We start from the raw sequence: 17,889 nt of genomic DNA on the forward strand, positions 1-17,889 counted from the left end.
ATCTCCCGGTTCAATCCTATTAATCCTCTTAAATCCTTCTAATCCTGGTTCAGGAGCGATTTTACAGCTGCAATTACCTGCTCCAGTTTATCGGTTTCCTGTCCGCCGGCTGTGGCAAAGGATTTTTGTCCGCCGCCGCCACCTTTGATCAGGGGTGCAATTTTTTCTTTAATAATCTTTGGTGCTTCCCAGCCTTTTTCTGCCACTAATTTTTCATCAATGGTAAGGGCCACACTGGCTTTTCCGCCGATGTTGGCAACGAATAAGAGTACATGGTTAGGAATTTCATTTTTCAACTGGAAGGAGAGTTGTTTCAGTCCTTCCGCATTGCCTACGGTCACTATTTTTCCGAGGAAATTAACGCCGTTGATATCCTGTGCCTGGTCGCGCAAGCTGGTAGCCAGCTGTCGTACTTTTTCAAGTTCCAGGGCTTCGAGTTGTTTTTCCAGGGATGATTTTTCCAGCACCAGTGTTTCTATTGCTTTTACCAGCTCCTTGGGATTCTTCAGCGCGGCCTTGATATCTTTCAGTTGTTGCAGTTGCTCATTTACAAATGCTTCTGCTTTGTTGCCGGTAACGGCTTCAATACGGCGCACACCTGCGGCTACGGCCCCTTCGGAGACAAATTTAAACTGCCCCAGTTCGCCGGTAGCACCAATATGCGTACCGCCACAGAGTTCCACGCTATAATTAGGATCCATGATCACTACACGTACCACATCGCCATATTTTTCGCCAAACAAGGCCATCGCGCCGAGTTGCAATGCTTCTTCTTTGGGCAGTTCCCGGATTACTACGGGAATGTTCTGCCGGATCTTTTCATTTACAATAGTTTCTACTTGTGCCATTTCTTCGTCTGTCACCTTTGCAAAGTGAGAGAAATCGAAACGCAGGTTATCTGCATTTACCAGGGAGCCTTTTTGTGCCACATGCGTGCCTAAAACCTGGCGCAGTGCTGCATGCAGCAAGTGCGTGGCGGAATGATGACGGGCAATATCGCTGCGCTTATCTTTGGCCACAGCGGCTTTCACCGGAGCAGTAGGATCGGCAGGGAGTTTATCGGCGAAGTGAATGGTAAGATTATTTTCTTTTTTGGTATCTGTTACCGTGATCACTTCCCCGCCGAAGTGCAGGGTGCCGGTATCGCCTACCTGTCCGCCGCTTTCGGCGTAGAAAGGGGTCTGACCCAGTACCAGCTGGAACTGTTCCTTGCCTTTGGCTTTTACTGTACGGTATTTCAGCAGTTTGGTAGTGCCTTCGAGTTGTTCGTAGCCAATGAATATAGAGCTGGGTGTTTCGTCCAATACGATCCAGTCGCCGGTATCCAGTTCGGTAGCGGCGCGGGAGCGGTCTTTTTGTTGCTTCATGGCGGCCTCGAAGCCTTTTTTGTCTACACTGAAGTTATTTTCAGCAGCTATCAGGCTGGTGAGGTCGTAGGGAAAACCGTAGGTGTCGTATAGTTCGAACGCTGTTTTGCCATCAATAGCCTTGGTGGGAGCGTGTTGTATAAAGTCTTCGATCCTGCGGATACCACTGTCCAGGGTGCGGAGGAAGTTGTTTTCTTCTTCAAATACTACTTTCTTCACAAAGTCCATCTGCTGCTGCAATTCTGGAAATACATGTGAAAACTGGGCGGCGAGTACCGGTACCAGGTCATGCAACAACGGTTTTTTAACTTCCAGGAAGGAGAAGTAGTAACGTACCGCTCTGCGCAGGATACGGCGGATTACATAGCCGGCGCCGGTGTTGGAAGGCAGTTGTCCGTCTGCAATCGTGAAGGAAATGGCGCGGATGTGGTCAGCGATCACGCGGAAGGCCACATCTTTCTTGTCGTCTGTACCTGCATACTTTTTACCGGTTAGGCTTTCCGTGGTATGAATGGTGCCCATGAACAGGTCGGTATCATAATTGGATGTTTTTTCCTGCAGCACCCTGACAAGGCGTTCCAGGCCCATGCCGGTATCTACGTGTTTGGCTGGTAAAGGCTCCAGTGACCTGTCTTTCAGGCGGTTGAACTGCATGAATACGTTGTTCCAGATTTCAATCACCTGCGGGTGATCGGCATTGACCAGGGTGTGGCCGGGTACCAGTTTCTTTTCTGCTTCCGGTCTACAGTCAACATGAATTTCAGAACAGGGTCCGCATGGGCCGGTATCTCCCATCTCCCAAAAATTATCTTTTTTATTTCCCAACAGAATACGGTCTTCTCCGATATGTTGTTTCCAGAAATTATAGGCTTCTTCGTCTTTTGGCAGGTTTTCACTCGCATCTCCTTCAAAAACAGTGACATACAACTTGTCTTTCGGGATTTTATAAACTGCTGTGAGCAGTTCCCAGCTCCAGGCGATGGCATCTTTTTTAAAGTAGTCGCCAAAACTCCAGTTGCCCAGCATCTCGAACATGGTGTGGTGGTAGGTATCGATACCTACTTCTTCCAGGTCGTTGTGCTTGCCGCTTACACGGAGGCACTTTTGCGTATCAACTACCCGGGTATGCGCCGGCACTTTGTTGCCCAGGAAATAATCCTTGAACTGGTTCATGCCCGCGTTGGTGAACATCAAAGTGGGGTCATTCTTAATAACAATCGGTGCAGAAGGCACGATCTGGTGCCCTTTTGACGCAAAAAAATCCAGGAATTGCTGTCTTATTTCAGATGCTGTCATAAATATTGATACGAGTTAATATGTCTTTTATGTCTTATAATTGCACTGTCGCGTGCGCTTCCTACTTGTTAATCAATGCATTACAAAGTAGTTAGAAAATGTACATTCAAAAGGTTGATGTTTTAATCTAATTACAGTAGGTTTGTACGCCTTATTTCCCGCCGTGCCACAGGGAGTGCAAAAATATCGAAACCTGTATGATTATGCAAAACAGGTTGTGTTACCTGGCAAAATAGTTCGTGTAGGGAGAAATAATGCCATATCCTGCATCCAGATGTTTGTATCTCAATGAAATAAATCGGCTGCTATAGCGTTCACTGCACTATGGCACATAAAGTATACCCAGGTGAATGAAGAAGGTTAAATATTTTTATAATACCCAAACATTAAAGTATGAGAAGCTCGTAGTGTCCCTACGGGTAAAGATCCTGAGGATTCTCGGGTTTGTGTCGGCGGCTATTGTTACCGGGGCTCTCTTCCTCTCCCTTGCTTACCGTTTACTCGATTCTCCCAAAGAAAAATCACTGCGTAGTGACCTTGAAGGTATGAAAGAAAAATACGATGCCTTGCAGGGTCGTATGAAAGAAGTGAAAGGCAAACTGGCCGAACTGGAAGACCGCGATAATGAAATTTACCGGGTAATATTTGAAGCATCCCCTATCCCGGACAGCACCCGGTTGGGTAAAATAAACCGGGAGGAAGAAGCTACCCAGCTACAATCCTTTGCCAGCAGCGAAATCATCGCCTCTACCGGCATCCTGCTGAAAGAACTGACAAACCGGGTGAAATCACAGGAAAAATCATATGACGAAATAGATAAGATGGTAAAGAATAAACAGCAGATGCTGGCTTCTATTCCCGCCATCCAACCGGTATCCAATAAAGATCTGAAGCACATCGCTTCCGGCTTTGGCTACCGGATAGATCCGATCTATAAAACGATGAAATACCACGCTGGTCTCGACTTCGCCGCCCCCAGCGGCACCCCTATCTACGCCACCGGCGATGGTACGGTGGAAGAAGCCAGTCTCAGTGACGTGGGCTATGGTAATCACGTAGTGGTAAGACACGGCTACGGTTACAGAACGCTTTACGGGCACATGCTACGCATGAAAGTGAAATCCGGACAGTCTGTAAAACGTGGAGATGTACTGGGTTGGGTAGGAAGTACCGGTAAATCTACTGGTCCGCACTGCCATTATGAAGTTATCAAGAATGGAGAAAAAGTTGATCCGGTATACTTCTTCTTTAACGATCTTACCCCCGAACAATTTGATCGTATGTTGAAAATGGCAAGATCGGGTAACCAGTCTTTTGATTAATTAAGTGTTGACCGTCAGATGCTAAAGGGTGGCTATCTAAAAAATGGTTAAATTCATCCTCGTAAAAGGATATTTGTTTCACCGTTTTTTACCAACATGCAACAGTTAGACCTCTTTTCTACATCTGGTACTCCTCATCCGGCTCCGGATGCAAAGGAACATCCAAAAAAAGAAAAGGCGGCAAAAACGGTCGTTAAGGTGCAGCAGCCAGGAAAAAAACGGGGACGTAAATCATTGAAAGAATTATCGGAGGATCCTGACCTGATTATGGAGTTGGATAAATTAGTACTAGATAAGCAATACTATTCAATCAGTGAAGTAGCAGCCATGTTCAGGGTGAATACTTCCCTGGTTCGCTATTGGGAAAACGAGTTTGATATACTGCAACCCAAAAAGAACCGCAAAGGAGATCGCCTGTTTCGCCAGGAAGATATACAGCACCTGAAACTGATCTATCATTTGCTACGTGAAAGGAAGTATACCATTGAAGGCGCCAAGCAAAAACTGAAGGAAGATCACAAACTGGCAGCCCGTAATTTCGAAATGGTACAAGCTTTGCTTAAAGTACGGGGATTCTTGACCGAACTTAAAGATCAATTATAAAAACATAAATATGCGTTTGAAAACATTACTCCTGGGAGGTAGCCTGTTATTGTCTTCCATGGCCTGGGCACAGAATGGCAATGATAAAGTGCTTAAAGGAAAAATTGAGATGAAAACCCTCATGCAGGACGAGTCTACCGCCTGGTTTTATAAAGGGGTAAACGGCTATCAGCCTAATGATAATATGCTTAACTATCTTAAAGCCAATCGCAGCAACTTTAATGTGGTAGTGGTAATGGGCACCTGGGATGAAACCAGTCGTAAAGTAGTACCTGAATTGTATAAAGTAATGATCACCGCTGGTAGTCCGGAGGAGCAGGTGCTGATGTTTGGCGCAGATCAGAAAATGCAGACAGATGCCCCGACTGACTATAAGGTGAAAAAAGTGCCTACTGTTATCGTATTCAGCGAAGGCAAAGAAATCGGCAGAATCGTTGGCCAACCTAAAGAATCTATCGAAGGTGATTTGTCCCGTATTTTGCTGAGCAGCAGCAAAAAAGAGAAAGGGAACAAAGAATAACGATTTGATATTTTTATAGATGACCGGCGAAGATAAAAACAGGTTTCCTGCTTTTATCTTCGCCGGTCTTTTTTAGTCTCCTCCCTGGACCAGGGTTACATTGGTAGAGGTGGTCGGCATTTTTACCTCGTTTTCTGCCAGCAGCTGGATCACCGCCAGGCTGATGGTTTCCCGCAACGAAGCATACTGATTCCCATCAATGATATAGGTGTTGAAAACGATCTGTATCACGTAGGTATCTTTTGTAAAATCATTCAGATTTACGGTAAAGTTTTCCAGTACGTTGGTGTTGCCTTTCAGGAGGGCCCGGATGCCCTGTAGTACCAGGAGCAGTTTATCTGCAGGGGTGTCTGAACCCAGTTCCAGCTTCATAGCCACCCGTTGCTGGGTGCGGAGAGAGAGGTTGTCCAGGATACTGTCTACCATTTTTTTATTGGGTACCGTTACAAATGTTTTTTCCAGCGTGCGGAGACGGGTGCTGCGCAAGCCGATTTTTTCCACGGTACCCTGAAAGGTATCCACCTTAACGCTGTCGCCTACACGAAAAGGCTTGTCGAAGAAGATGATGAAAGAGCCGATCAGGTTTTCGATACTCTCTTTGGCGGCCAGTGCAAGGGCTGCCGCACCGATACCAAGGCCCGCGATAATTTTTTCTACCAGCCCGGGGCCGAAAAGAATGCGTATAAAAGCGATGGCGCCCATAATAAATATGATCGCCTTAAAGAAGTCACGAAAGAAAACAATGAATTGGTTGTCGGTTTTATCCGTCATCAGGTTTGCTTTCTTTCCCAGTACCAGGGCGATGAAATCTATCAGCCGCAGCATGATCCAGATAATACTCATGCTGAAAGCCAGGCTGAGTAAGGTATTGGTGATGTCATGCAGAGTGGCGCCGTTGTACACCCGGACGTTTAGTACCTGTGGGAAGGTAAAGCGGTCGATGGTCAGCATGAAAGTAACCAGCAGCAGGAAGTATTCCAGTGGCCGCAGCAGCAGGTTGGTAAACTCTTTTTCTTCGATGTGAGGCGACCAGTGCTTTACCAGCCGGAACAGCAAGGCGGCCATTCCTTTTGATACGAATCTTTTGACAAAAGAAACAAACAGTAATACAGCGATCAGGACCAGGTAGTCTTGTACCGGGTTTTCCAGGATCACTTTGTTCAGGAAATCATTCATATGGGGAGGTCTAAATTATTCTTTTGCTTTCTTTGTTAATCAATACTACACCGGGTTTTGTTCCGGTACGGAAACTACCGTATTTGTCGTTGATGCCGAGTGCTTTGGCCCCGTTGCTGGTAGCCCACTGTAAAATTTCTTCCAGGGGGATATCCGGATAATGGGCGCGGATCGTTTTTATTTCTTCCCACACAGACAACTGATGGTTGGATGCCAGGCTATCTGTTCCCAGGGTAATATTACAATTGAATTGCCGGAAGAGTTGAATATCCGGCAAGCGGTTTTCTATATACAGGTTTGCCTGCGGGCAGAGGCACCACCAGGTTTCTACCGGTTGTTGCAGCGCAAACGCAATATCCTGTCCGGTTGTATACGTATTATGAACGAGCAGGATTTTATTTTGGGAGAAGACCGGCAGGTAAGCCTCCAGGCTATTGCTACCGGGGGCTTTGAATGCACTGATATCCATGCCGAAGTGGTGATAGAAATCAAGGAAGTCGCCCGTTTTGCTGGTGTATAGCTCATTTTCGGCCATACATTCCTGGTTATGGATGCTGACCGGCGCATTGCCAGGCGTACCTGCCAGCAGGCTGAACAGGGGTTTGCTGACAGAATAGGGCGCATGGGGTACGATGGAGGAGTTGTGCAGGGGGCCGTTTATAGCGCGGAACGCTGCTAAAATATCCATGCTGTAGGTGTAGCGGGCGTTGGCGCCGGCATCTACAAAGCCCATGCATTCAATAAAGGAATGATAGTAAAGGCCGTGTTGTTGCTTTTGGGGCAGGGTGGCGGTACTGTTGCAGATGTCACCTACTGCGGCGATGCCGCTTTCCCACATGGCCTGTGCGGCCACTGCTATGGCGGCGGATTGCCCGTCAATGTTGGTGTTGCGGGCTTGCATCACCTGGGTGAGGAAGGCGGGCAGCCCTGTTTTTTCCGGGATCACCCCTTTCATGTGGGATAATTCCAGGTGACAATGCGCGTTTATGAATCCGGGGCATAAAATACCATCCAGTTCTGACACATCGGCTCCGGCTTCCTCTTCGGCTACAATGCCCGCCACTACGCCGTTTTCGTCAATTATAAGCACCTTGCCGGGACCGAGTAACCGCTCCCCGTTGAATATATCCTTTCCTTTTAATTTGATCTGTTTCAATAACCTGATATTTAATTAAGTTAATGATTTAATTTTGCAACCCGATTGGCGGTATCATCTACCCGGTTGGGAACGATACGCAAAAGTCAAAGATAATTATGATAGACAAACTGGAAGCTATAAAAGGCCGTTTTGAACAGGTATCGCTGGCCCTTACCAACCCTGCGGTGGTAAGTGATAACAAAAAGTTTGGCCAGCTTAGCAAAGAATACCGTCAGCTGGAAAGGATCGTTAAGGCATATGATGCCTACCGCTCCCTGCTGGACAATATCGCATTTAACAAAGAAGTACTGGATAGTGGAGATGATGAAATGCGGGAACTGGCAAAAGCTGAAACCGAAGAACTCCAGGAACAGAAGGTGGCGCAGGAAGAAATGATCCGCAACCTCCTGATCCCGAAAGATCCGCAGGATGAAAAGAATGCGATCCTGGAAATACGCGCCGGTACCGGCGGTGATGAGGCCAGCCTGTTTGCCGGCGACCTGATGCGGATGTACCTGCGTTACTGCGAACTCAAAGGATGGACGACCAACCTGCTGAACGAGAATGCCGGTTCTGCCGGTGGTTTTAAGGAAGTGGTGCTGGAAGTGAACGGGGAAGATGTATATGGTACGCTGAAATTTGAATCAGGCGTACACCGCGTACAGCGTGTACCGGCTACGGAAGGTTCCGGCCGTGTGCATACCTCTGCGGCTACGGTAGCGGTATTGCCCGAAGCGGAAGAAGTGGATGTGGATGTACGGGAAGCAGATATTAAAATGGATACCTTCCGCTCCTCTGGTGCGGGTGGTCAGCACGTAAACAAAACGGAGTCGGCGGTAAGGTTAACGCATATTCCTACCGGCGTGGTGGTTGAATGCCAGGAGGGCCGCAGCCAGCACTCCAACCGGGAAATAGCCATGAAGATGTTACGTACACGGATCTACGAAGCTGCGGTGCGTAAACATGAAGATGCCATTGCTTCTAAGCGTAAAAGCCTTGTATCTACCGGTGACCGCTCTGCTAAAATACGCACCTATAACTACCCACAGGGGCGTGTTACAGATCATCGTATCGGCATGACCGTTTACAACCTCGATGCTTTTATGAACGGGGAAATTAAAGATATGGTAGATGCTCTCCAGTTTGCCGAAAACGCGGAGAAGCTGAAACAAGGCGGCTAAGTTGTCTTTAAAATTGATAAGTATGATTAGTCATCCCGCTAATCATACTTATCAATTAAGTTGCTATGATTTTTTCAGCCGCCACACTTACTTTTCGCAAATTATCCTACATTTAGTTGGCGGTCGCAGCATTTATTCATGTTGCTTCGCGATTCTTATTCTCCCCTAAAATCCATATTATCATGTTAGAGCAATTAATGGAACTCGTTCGCGAAAATGCGCAGGGCGCGGTTGTAAACAATCCTGATGTCCCGAATGAAAAAAATGAAGCGGTAATTGGCGCTGCTACTGAATCTATTGCCAGTGGCATACAGCAGCAGCTGGCCAGTGGCAATGCAAAGGAAGTGCTGGCTTTATTAGGTGGCCAGGCTGATGTATCTGCACAGGACAACCCGGTAGTGGGTAATATTTCCAATAACCTGGTAGGTACATTGCTGGAGAAATTCAACCTGGACAAAGGTACTGCCATGAAACTGGCTAGTACGCTGATACCGGGTGTACTGGGGTCGCTGGTAAGCAAAACCAATGATCCGGCTAACAGCAGCTTTAGTTTGGACGGGATCCTTAATTCTTTAACGGGCGGTTCCGCGCAGGGTATCAACCTGCAGGGTGTGCTTGGTAAATTGAAAGGTGGTCTGGATAAGGATGGTGATGGCGATGTGGATTTTAATGACCTTACAAGTTTGCTGAGCAATGGCGCGCAACAGCAACAACAGGGTAATAGTGGCGGCGGAATTGGTGGCCTCTTGAAGAACCTTTTGGGCTGATCTTTGTTTTTTTGTTGTAGTAACGGTTCCCAGCCCACGGGACGGTGTTAAAATTGTATGTGTTTTAATAATTATGTATAAATTTAATTGCTGTTTTTTTGGTTCCTGTTTACTTATAATAATCAATAAGTTGCGAAACAAAAATGAAACTGGCAAAGTATTTGTTTACCAGTTTTTCAATTACTTTTGTCATCCTTATCATAATAACCTTCATGTTTAAAATTACTACGATGAAAAAATTCAATGTTCTGGTAGCTATGGTCTTATCTGTAACCATGTTATTCAGTTGTAAAACCTGGCAGGGCATGGACAATACAAAGAAAGGTGCTGCGATAGGTGTTGGTGGTGGTGCTGCTGCCGGAGCCGTAATTGGTAAAGTGGCTGGTAACACGGCACTGGGTGCTATCATAGGTGCTGCATTAGGTGGTGCTGGTGGTGCCTTGATCGGTAAAAAGATGGATAAACAGGCGCAGGAAATCAAAACAGAAGTACCGAATGCTACAGTAGAACGTGTTGGTGAAGGTATCAATGTAACTTTTGACGCTGGCGTACTGTTTGGTTTTGATAAATCTGATCTGTCTGCTGTTGCCAAGGAGAATATTCAGCAACTGGCCGCTGTATTAAACAAATATCCTGATACATATGTACGTGTAGAAGGTCATACGGATGATAAGGGTACAGATGCTTACAACCTTGGTTTATCTGAAAGAAGAACCAACAGTGTAGTAGCTTACCTGAAAGCGCAGGGTGTTGCAGCTAATCGTATCCAGGGTTTCTGGTATGGTAAGAGTCAGCCTAAAGTGCCGAACGATTCAGAAGCTAACCGTGCTATAAACCGCCGTTGCGAGTTCTCTATCTTTGCAAACGACAAGATGAAGACAGACGCGAAGAAAGAAGCTGGTCAGCAGTAATAAAACAGTAAAAAATAATTATTTCTCATAAGCAGATCTACATTCCCCTCTGGTTTCAGGGGGGATTTTTTATTTATTCCGGAAGAATAAGCGGAGTACGATTTTAAATACGATCACACCCGCAATGGCGCCCAATGTATCTGCTAAAACGTCGTACATATCAAAACTGCGGCCTACTGCCCAGTACTTCTGAATAAATTCGATAGCCAGCCCATAGCTGGCGGCCACCAGCACAAACAGGAATAAGGTAACAGCAGCAATATGTTTCTTCTGCCAGTAAACGCCCAGGCTTAAAAACAATACGATGCCGCCAAACATGCCGAAATGCACGATCTTATCGAAATGGATCTCGTCAAAAAAAGAGTTGGAGGGAAGATCTTTACTGGGTAACGTACACAAAACAAGAATCATGATGATCCATACAGTGGCCGGAATATAGTATTTCCAGATTTTCATCATCCTATAAAAAAATTATAATAATTATAATACGGGTTTCCTGAAAAGGCACTTAATGAAAAGGACAACGGGCTGTTATTGATAACGCAGCCCATTGTCCTTTTTGTTATATAAGAATGTTGATGGCGTAATTATTCGCCTACCAGTGCCTGGTATGCAGCTGCATCCAGCAGTGCTGCTACATCAGCAGAATTGCTTAAAGTAACCTTCACCATCCAGCCTTTGCCGTATGGGTCCTGGTTTACCAGCTCGGGAGCTGCTTCCAGTGCAGGGTTAACTTCATTGATGGTGCCGGTAACCGGCATGAAGAGGTCAGATACTGTTTTAACAGCTTCTACAGTACCAAATACTTCTTCTGCGTTCACTGCTTTACCTACAGTGGTAATATCCACAAAAACGATATCACCTAACTCGCGTTGAGCAAATTCAGTAATACCAATAGTTGCAATGTTACCCTCTAATAAAACCCATTCGTGATCCTTTGTGTAACGCAGATTTGACGGAAAATTCATAACAAGTTTGATTTTGAGCCGTAAAAATACGGAAGAAATTACTAATCAGCTTAAAAAAGCCCCATTTCTTTATTTGGTTAGGCTTCGTCTGCTTCGTCCGAAAAATAGGCAATGATATGCTCTTTCAGGAAATGTTCCTGTTCGGTCATTTCCAGTTTTGGAACAGGTTGTAATTCTTTAAAATGAGGCCATCCGTCCTGGTCATAGCCATCCAGCTCATAATAGCCGCTCTGGCTCAGGAGGGTACATACCGCTACGTGCATCAGGTCCTGCTTCTGTTCTTTGGTATATTTCTTTTTAAGGTTATTGAGTTCATTGATACCTATCAGGAAAAGTATAGCTTCCATGTTGGGTTGTTTACCGAATTTTTCGGTGAGCATATCATCTACACGCTTCCAGCGTTGCGCAAAATCGTCCATTTTTTATCTGTTTAATACTTATATCCGTTTAATAATAAAAGCTAATAGTTATCAGCAAATGTACGTTATAAGGAAAAATATTATATAAATATGCGGTAGCTTTATTAATTTGGGCGTCCACGTTAGGGGTATATACATGTAAAAGAGCCATGGTAGCAAGTTTAACAGCACTTTAACGGGGCATTCACACACTGATAAGTTTTATTTGGCAAGAGAATGTTTATTTTAGCACACCTGAAAATCTATTAGCATGGAAAATACATCGTCCGACATCCGGCAACTGAACGAAAAAATTCACCAGGCAAGTGCTTTTGTGGATCTCCTGAATATGGAGTTGAGTAAAGCAATTGTGGGCCAGCGTTATATGGTGGAAAGACTCCTCATCGGCTTACTGGCGCAGGGGCACGTACTCCTGGAAGGTGTACCGGGTCTGGCAAAAACATTGTCTATCAAATCGCTGGCATCAGCGATCAATGCCAAATTCAGCCGCATCCAGTTTACACCGGACCTGCTTCCGGCGGATGTGATAGGTACTATGATCTACAATCAGCAGCGTAATGAATTTATGGTGCGCAAAGGTCCCATCTTCGCCAATTTTATCCTGGCAGATGAAATCAACCGTGCCCCCGCCAAAGTACAGAGCGCCCTGCTGGAAGCCATGCAGGAAAGACAGATCACGATCGGTGATACCACTTTCAAACTGGATGATCCTTTCCTGGTACTGGCTACACAAAACCCGATTGAACAGGAAGGTACTTATACCCTGCCTGAAGCACAGGTAGACCGTTTCATGCTGAAAGTAGTGATCGGCTATCCTACTAAAGAAGAAGAAGTACATATCATCCGTCAGAACCTGAACCCGGATGCGGCCACACCTATCCGGCCGGTGATCCAGCCTGCCGATATTATGGAAGCACGCAAACTGGTAAGGGAAGTGTATATGGATGAGAAGATTGAAAAATATATCATCGATATCGTTTTTGCTACCCGCAACCCTGAAGATTATAAGCTGCAGAAACTGAAGCCGCTTATTTCATACGGCGGTTCGCCGAGGGCCAGCATCAACCTGGCACTGGCAGCCAAAGCATATGCTTTTATGAGACGCCGGGGATATGTTATTCCTGAAGATATCCGTAGTATATGCTTCGACGTTATGCGCCACCGTGTAGGGCTGACTTATGAAGCAGAAGCAGAAAACGTAACAAGTGAAAACATCCTCAGTGAAATACTGAACACGGTAGAAGTGCCATAGCGCGGATTTTCGCCAAGACATTGCTCTTCGCGCCGGTCCGTTATTCGTAATCCGTTATCCGTAATTATCACATGTTAGATACAGCTGAAATATTAAAAAAGGTAAGACAGATAGAGATCAAGACGAAAGGGCTTACCAATCATATTTTTGCAGGCGAATACCATAGTGCTTTCAAAGGACGCGGTATGTCGTTTAGTGAAGTAAGGGATTATCATTTCGGAGATGATGTGAGATCTATCGACTGGAATGTAACGGCGCGTTTCAACCACCCTTTTGTGAAGGTTTTTGAAGAAGAAAGAGAGCTGACGGTAATGCTGCTGGTAGATATGAGTGAAAGCTCTTCCTTCGGTACCAAAAAACAGGATAAGCGCGACCTGATTACAGAGTTGTGCGCCGTACTTGCTTTTTCGGCTATCAAAAATAATGATAAAGTAGGCGTGATCTTTTTCAGTGATGGAATGGAGAAATATATTCCGCCAAAAAAAGGTAAATCACATATTCTTTTCATTATCCGTGAACTACTATCGTTTACGCCTAAACGAAAAGGAACCAACATTAAAGAAACGTTACGTTTCTTTAATAATGCTACCAAGAAGCGCAGTATCGTTTTTATGCTGAGCGATTTTTTATCCGGCAACTACCAGGAAGCACTCAACATCGCTTCCAAAAGACATGATGTGGTGGGCGTTCAGGTATACGACCAGCGGGATAAAGAATTACCAACGGTAGGATTAATACAGGCGATAGATGCTGAAACCGGCGCTACACAATGGGTAGACACCGCAGACCGCCGGGTAAGACAATATTACGAGCAGCAATTTCAGCAGCATGCACAATATTGTAAAAATGCTTTTATGAAAAGTGGTGCAGAACTTGTTACGATACGTACCGATGAAGATTATGTGAAGGTATTGCAAACATTTTTCCTGAACAGGGCATAAGTTATAAAGGAGAGCAAATTAAACATGTATAAACAGCAAGTTATAAGGCGTATATTTTTATGTTTCTTTGTTGGGTTGTTGTATCCTTTCAGCCTGCTGGCGCAGCACACGGTAGCTGTGTCTGCCCAGGCGGATACCAGCAGTATCAGGATTGGTGAGCAGATAAAAGTAGAACTGAGTGCCGCTGTTCCGGCCAAACAATTCAACAGTGCTGATTTCAGGGTCCTGTTTCCGGTATTGCCTGATTCTATGGACCATTTTGAAGTAGTAGCACGTAGCGCCCTGGATACCACCACACTACAGGATCAGAAAATTCTCCGGCAAACATTTACGGTTACCAGCTTTGACTCCGGCCATTGGGAATTTCCTCCCCTGAAATTTGAAGTATATGGCACCGCCGGCAGCAACAGTTATGATTCTTTGTTCAGCCAGCCGCTGGGAATAGATGTAAACACCGTAGCAGTAGATACCTCCAAAGCATTTAAGCCTATTAAAACGGTGAAAACAGTGCCCTGGAACATCTGGGATTACTGGATGTATATTGCTATAGGCCTGGCTGTAGTGCTGATAGCCCTGGGGCTTTGGTTGTATTTCCGCAAGCGACCTAAGAAAGTACCGGTGGCAGTACGGCCATCTGTAACGCCTTATGAACTGGCCATGCAGCAGTTGAAAACATTGAAAGAGGAGAAGTTATGGCAGCAGGGAGATATCAAACAATACTATACCAGGCTTACTGATATTTTGCGTACCTATTTTGAACACCAGTTTGGCATTGCTGCATTGGAACAAACCAGTGAAGAGCTGTTGCAGAACATCAAACCGGTGACCAAATTAAATCAGCAGCGGGATAAGCTGCGGGCACTACTGGCGATAGCGGATCTGGCCAAGTTTGCGAAGTTGCAGCCTACGGCTGATGAGCACGAGGATTGTTTGCATAAGGCAGAAGAGATCCTGGAGTGGACGAAGCCTAAAGTAGAGCCGGTAAATGAAGCAGCAAACGAAAAGCCTACCGTATAATGGTTCTTCGCAATTCATCATTTGTAATTCGTAATTGAAATAATGGATTTTTCAACGTGGAAAAATATTGAATTTGCCTACCCGGTTTTCTTCTGGCTTTTGCTGCTGATACCGGTGATGATATACTGGCGCCTGGCCCGGCGCAAGCGGCAGCAGGGCGTTATGATGATGTCATCCCTCGAAGGACTGAAAGGGCTGCCGGTTTCCTGGAAAGTACGTTTCAGGCCAGTGCTGCTGGCGTTGCGACTGCTGGCATTTACAGCATTGGTAACAGCACTTGCAAGACCACAAACTTCCAATACTTCTGAAAATATAGACAGTGAAGGCATCGATATTGTGATGGCCATAGATATCTCCGGTAGTATGCTGGCAGAGGATCTTCAGCCGAATCGCATGGAAGCCGCCAAAAAAGTAGCGATGGACTTTGTGGACAAACGTATCAGCGACCGTATCGGGCTGGTAGTGTTTTCCGGCGAAAGCTTTACACAATGTCCTATCACCACCGATCATGCGGTATTGAAAAATCAGATCATGCAGGTGAAAAGCGGCATGTTACAGGACGGTACCGCCATTGGTATGGGCCTGGCTACTTCGGTAGATCGCCTGCGCAACAGTCACGTTAAAAGTAAGGTCATCATCCTGCTTACGGATGGTGTAAACAATACAGGGCTTGTAGATCCGCTCACCGCACTGGAAATAGCCAAAGCATTTAAAATAAGGGTATACACCATCGGGGTAGGAACCATAGGAAAAGCGCCCTTCCCGATGCCTATGTCTGATGGCAGCGTACAGATGGTGATGCAGGATGTACAGATTGATGAGCCGCTGATGAAAAAGATCTCCAAAGAAACCGGCGGTAAATATTTCCGCGCTACCAGTACCGGTGATCTGAAAAATATTTATGGAGAGATTGACCAACTGGAAAAAACCAAAGTGGAGATCACTTCTTATAAACGTTTTGCAGAGCATTTCTTTCCGCTGGCCATGATTGCACTGGGCTGCATATTGCTGGAAGCGGTATTGCGCTATTCCGTATTCAAAAGCCTGCCATAATTCCCATTTCACTACCTTTGGGCTTATTATAAATAAAAAGGACTATTGCAAGCAACAGTATATAAATCAACGGGTAGCTGGTATGTGGTGAAAACAGCCACGGGTGAAACGTTCCAGGCGCGTATGAAAGGCGTTTTCAAAATGGATGAATCTATTACCTCTACCAACCCTATTGCGGTAGGCGATGTAGTGGAGATAGAACCCGATGATAGCGACGCCAATGCGAAGAATGCGATGATAACGGAGATCGGCCCCCGTAAAAACTATATTGTCCGCAGCTCCCCGCACGGGAAAAATAAAAAACATATCGTAGCAGCTAACTTGGATCAGGCGGTGCTGGTATGCACGGTAAAAGATCCGCGCACTTCACAGGGTTTCATTGACCGCTTTCTGGTTACAGCTGCAGCCTATCATATCCCCGTTATCCTGGTATTCAATAAAAAAGATATTTACAAAGCCAAAGAGATGGATAAGTACGAAGCCATCGAAGAACTGTATACAGGTATTGGTTACCGGGTGGTGCTGATTTCCGCTACCACCGGCGATCAGGTAGATGTGGTAAAAGCGATGTTGAAAGATAAAACTACGTTGATGGCCGGCCATTCCGGTGTGGGTAAATCCTCTCTGATCAACGACCTGCTGCCTGGCCTGGATCTGAAAACCACGGCTGTAAGCGGCTGGAGTGGCAAGGGTTTGCATACCACCACCTCCGCCGAAATGTACGATCTGCCTGATGGCGGTTGTTTAATAGATACCCCTGGTGTAAGAGAATTCGGCATCGTAGATATTCCCAAAACGGAGTTGTCTCATTACTTCCTGGAGATGCTGCCCTACATTCCACAGTGCCAGTTTAATAACTGTATCCATCTCAATGAACCCGGTTGCGCCGTGAAAGTGGCGGTAGAAGCCGGAGAAATAGATGTAGACAGATATGTAAGCTACGCCACTATCCTGGAAACAATGCGGGAGGAGCTGTACTGATCAGGCGTGTTTTCCCGGTTTATTGATTTCATCGAATACTTTTTCCGCCCCCCAGTTACGTTTGGGCAATGGACAACCTTTCTTTTGCGTGCGACAGGCGGGCAAAAGAATAATAGCCAGTAGCAATGCTATCAAGGCGGGTTTGCGCATGATCAGGATTTAAAACAGGCGCATTTGTTTCCCTGCTTTACGGTTCTGCTTTTGCAGGTCTTTTTTATTGTAACTGGTGGCCGGACATCCTGTTTTCTGCGAAGCGCAGCCGGGAAGCAGGATGCAACCCAAAAGGAGCAGGCAAATAAGTATTTTCATAGGGATATTTGCCTGCAATATAATGTTTTTTTATAACGTGTGTATTAAGGTTGTTCTACCTTTTCTTCCTGGTACCAGGAAGCGTACATGTTGTAGTTTTTAGAAATGCGGTTGATTTCTCCTTTGATCAGCGCCATATCTATATCCTTTACTTTTTTAGCAGGTACACCCGCATAGATAGTACCCGGTTCCACATGTGTTTCACTCAACACCACAGCGCCGGCGGCAATAATACTGTTGCTGCTGATGTGTGCATTATCCATAATAATAGCACCCATTCCGATCAGTACATCATCATCAATGGTACAACCGTGTAAAATGGCATTGTGGCCTACAGACACATTATTCCCTACAATGGTTTTAGATTTCTCATAGGTACAATGGATTACTGCACCATCCTGGATGTTTACATTTTCGCCGAGGCGGATACTGTTTACATCTCCGCGCACAACTGCGTTGAACCAGATGGTACAGCCTTTACCCATTATCACATCACCTACAATAGTGGCATTGGGGGCTATAAAACAGTCATCAGCAATTTGCGGTGTAAATCCTCTTAATGGTATAATGTTCGGCATAACAATTTGTTTTAGTGCTTGTCTTACAAATATAACAATTACTATTTAGCGGTTGTTTTCTAACTTCGCAAATAACAGCGCAGTAAGTGA

20 protein-coding genes are annotated in these 17,889 nt (G+C 45.6%); 11 read left to right on the plus strand and 9 right to left on the minus strand.

The genetic code is table 11. The annotated features are described in order from the left end of the window. Nucleotides 1–38: 38 nt before the first annotated feature. Complete coding sequence (gene alaS / locus ABQ275_RS25365) at nucleotides 39–2,663, minus strand: alanine--tRNA ligase (RefSeq protein WP_349315948.1); 2,625 nt, start codon at nucleotides 2,661–2,663, stop codon at nucleotides 39–41. 350 nt (nucleotides 2,664–3,013) lie between these two features. Here alaS and ABQ275_RS25370 point away from each other — a divergent pair, with 350 nt between their 5' ends. The 3 genes from ABQ275_RS25370 (at nucleotide 3,014) to ABQ275_RS25380 (ending at nucleotide 5,108) form a co-directional block, all read left to right on the plus strand. Beyond that, complete coding sequence (locus ABQ275_RS25370) at nucleotides 3,014–3,985, plus strand: peptidoglycan DD-metalloendopeptidase family protein (protein ID WP_349315949.1); 972 nt, start codon at nucleotides 3,014–3,016, stop codon at nucleotides 3,983–3,985. Nucleotides 3,986–4,081: 96 nt separating this feature from the next. Beyond that, nucleotides 4,082–4,588 carry a MerR family transcriptional regulator gene (locus ABQ275_RS25375; RefSeq protein ID WP_349315950.1) on the plus strand — a complete coding sequence of 169 codons (507 nt, stop codon included), beginning with the start codon at nucleotides 4,082–4,084 and terminating at the stop codon, nucleotides 4,586–4,588. Between the two features lie 10 nt (nucleotides 4,589–4,598). Further along, the gene (locus ABQ275_RS25380; RefSeq protein ID WP_349315951.1) at nucleotides 4,599–5,108 is read left to right on the plus strand and encodes a thioredoxin domain-containing protein; all 510 of its coding nucleotides are present in this window, start codon (nucleotides 4,599–4,601) and stop codon (nucleotides 5,106–5,108) included. A 72-nt stretch (nucleotides 5,109–5,180) separates the two neighbouring features. Here ABQ275_RS25380 and ABQ275_RS25385 read toward each other — a convergent pair whose 3' ends face one another. Together ABQ275_RS25385 and ABQ275_RS25390 are read right to left on the minus strand one after the other, a co-directional pair. Next, nucleotides 5,181–6,284, minus strand: coding sequence for a mechanosensitive ion channel domain-containing protein (locus ABQ275_RS25385; protein ID WP_349315952.1), 1,104 nt, complete (start codon nucleotides 6,282–6,284; stop codon nucleotides 5,181–5,183). A 10-nt stretch (nucleotides 6,285–6,294) separates the two neighbouring features. Beyond that, nucleotides 6,295–7,440 carry an amidohydrolase family protein gene (locus tag ABQ275_RS25390; RefSeq protein WP_349315953.1) on the minus strand — a complete coding sequence of 382 codons (1,146 nt, stop codon included), beginning with the start codon at nucleotides 7,438–7,440 and terminating at the stop codon, nucleotides 6,295–6,297. Between the two features lie 98 nt (nucleotides 7,441–7,538). Between ABQ275_RS25390 and prfA the strand changes: the two genes are divergently transcribed. The 3 genes from prfA to ABQ275_RS25405 all read left to right on the plus strand — a co-directional run bounded on the left by prfA (nucleotide 7,539) and on the right by ABQ275_RS25405 (nucleotide 10,281). After that, nucleotides 7,539–8,603, plus strand: a complete 1,065-nt coding sequence (prfA, locus tag ABQ275_RS25395; protein ID WP_349315954.1) for a peptide chain release factor 1 — start codon at nucleotides 7,539–7,541, stop codon at nucleotides 8,601–8,603. Nucleotides 8,604–8,785: 182 nt separating this feature from the next. Continuing rightward, nucleotides 8,786–9,370, plus strand: coding sequence for a hypothetical protein (locus ABQ275_RS25400; RefSeq protein ID WP_349315955.1), 585 nt, complete (start codon nucleotides 8,786–8,788; stop codon nucleotides 9,368–9,370). 230 nt (nucleotides 9,371–9,600) lie between these two features. Further along, nucleotides 9,601–10,281: an OmpA family protein gene (locus ABQ275_RS25405; RefSeq protein WP_349315956.1), complete on the plus strand. Its 681-nt coding sequence runs from the start codon at nucleotides 9,601–9,603 to the stop codon at nucleotides 10,279–10,281. Nucleotides 10,282–10,350: 69 nt separating this feature from the next. On the opposite strand, the gene ABQ275_RS25410 is transcribed toward ABQ275_RS25405, so the two are convergent. The 3 genes from ABQ275_RS25410 to ABQ275_RS25420 all read right to left on the minus strand — a co-directional run bounded on the left by ABQ275_RS25410 (nucleotide 10,351) and on the right by ABQ275_RS25420 (nucleotide 11,668). Next, on the minus strand, nucleotides 10,351–10,740 hold the full coding sequence (locus ABQ275_RS25410; RefSeq protein WP_349315957.1) for a VanZ family protein: 390 nt from the start codon (nucleotides 10,738–10,740) through the stop codon (nucleotides 10,351–10,353). Between the two features lie 128 nt (nucleotides 10,741–10,868). Further along, nucleotides 10,869–11,249, minus strand: a complete 381-nt coding sequence (gene gcvH / locus ABQ275_RS25415; RefSeq protein WP_349315958.1) for a glycine cleavage system protein GcvH — start codon at nucleotides 11,247–11,249, stop codon at nucleotides 10,869–10,871. A 77-nt stretch (nucleotides 11,250–11,326) separates the two neighbouring features. Beyond that, a complete protein-coding gene (locus ABQ275_RS25420) occupies nucleotides 11,327–11,668 on the minus strand; it encodes a hypothetical protein (RefSeq protein ID WP_349315959.1) in 342 nt (113 codons plus the stop codon). Between the two features lie 328 nt (nucleotides 11,669–11,996). On the opposite strand from ABQ275_RS25420, the gene ABQ275_RS25425 reads away from it, so the two are divergent. The 5 genes from ABQ275_RS25425 to rsgA all read left to right on the plus strand — a co-directional run bounded on the left by ABQ275_RS25425 (nucleotide 11,997) and on the right by rsgA (nucleotide 16,912). Beyond that, nucleotides 11,997–12,920 (plus strand): MoxR family ATPase, encoded by a 924-nt coding sequence (locus tag ABQ275_RS25425; RefSeq protein ID WP_349318808.1) that lies wholly within the window; start codon nucleotides 11,997–11,999, stop codon nucleotides 12,918–12,920. Between the two features lie 71 nt (nucleotides 12,921–12,991). Further along, a complete protein-coding gene (locus ABQ275_RS25430) occupies nucleotides 12,992–13,861 on the plus strand; it encodes a DUF58 domain-containing protein (protein WP_349315960.1) in 870 nt (289 codons plus the stop codon). A gap of 24 nt (nucleotides 13,862–13,885) precedes the next feature. After that, nucleotides 13,886–14,878 carry a hypothetical protein gene (locus ABQ275_RS25435; protein WP_349315961.1) on the plus strand — a complete coding sequence of 331 codons (993 nt, stop codon included), beginning with the start codon at nucleotides 13,886–13,888 and terminating at the stop codon, nucleotides 14,876–14,878. Nucleotides 14,879–14,920: 42 nt separating this feature from the next. Then, nucleotides 14,921–15,931, plus strand: coding sequence for a VWA domain-containing protein (locus tag ABQ275_RS25440; RefSeq protein WP_349315962.1), 1,011 nt, complete (start codon nucleotides 14,921–14,923; stop codon nucleotides 15,929–15,931). A 45-nt stretch (nucleotides 15,932–15,976) separates the two neighbouring features. Further along, nucleotides 15,977–16,912, plus strand: a complete 936-nt coding sequence (rsgA, locus tag ABQ275_RS25445; protein ID WP_349315963.1) for a ribosome small subunit-dependent GTPase A — start codon at nucleotides 15,977–15,979, stop codon at nucleotides 16,910–16,912. Here the strand turns inward: rsgA and ABQ275_RS25450 are convergent, their stop codons facing one another. From ABQ275_RS25450 to ABQ275_RS25460, 3 genes are read right to left on the minus strand one after another with little or no spacing between them, the layout of a single operon-like run. After that, a complete protein-coding gene (locus ABQ275_RS25450; protein WP_349315964.1) occupies nucleotides 16,913–17,062 on the minus strand; it encodes a hypothetical protein in 150 nt (49 codons plus the stop codon). A 9-nt stretch (nucleotides 17,063–17,071) separates the two neighbouring features. Next, nucleotides 17,072–17,221 (minus strand): hypothetical protein, encoded by a 150-nt coding sequence (locus ABQ275_RS25455; RefSeq protein ID WP_349315965.1) that lies wholly within the window; start codon nucleotides 17,219–17,221, stop codon nucleotides 17,072–17,074. Nucleotides 17,222–17,265: 44 nt separating this feature from the next. Next, nucleotides 17,266–17,799 carry a gamma carbonic anhydrase family protein gene (locus ABQ275_RS25460; protein WP_349315966.1) on the minus strand — a complete coding sequence of 178 codons (534 nt, stop codon included), beginning with the start codon at nucleotides 17,797–17,799 and terminating at the stop codon, nucleotides 17,266–17,268. Nucleotides 17,800–17,889: the final 90 nt, after the last annotated feature.

Origin of the sequence: Chitinophaga sp. MM2321, from assembly GCF_964033635.1 — a bacterium.
Lineage (GTDB): Bacteria > Bacteroidota > Bacteroidia > Chitinophagales > Chitinophagaceae > Chitinophaga.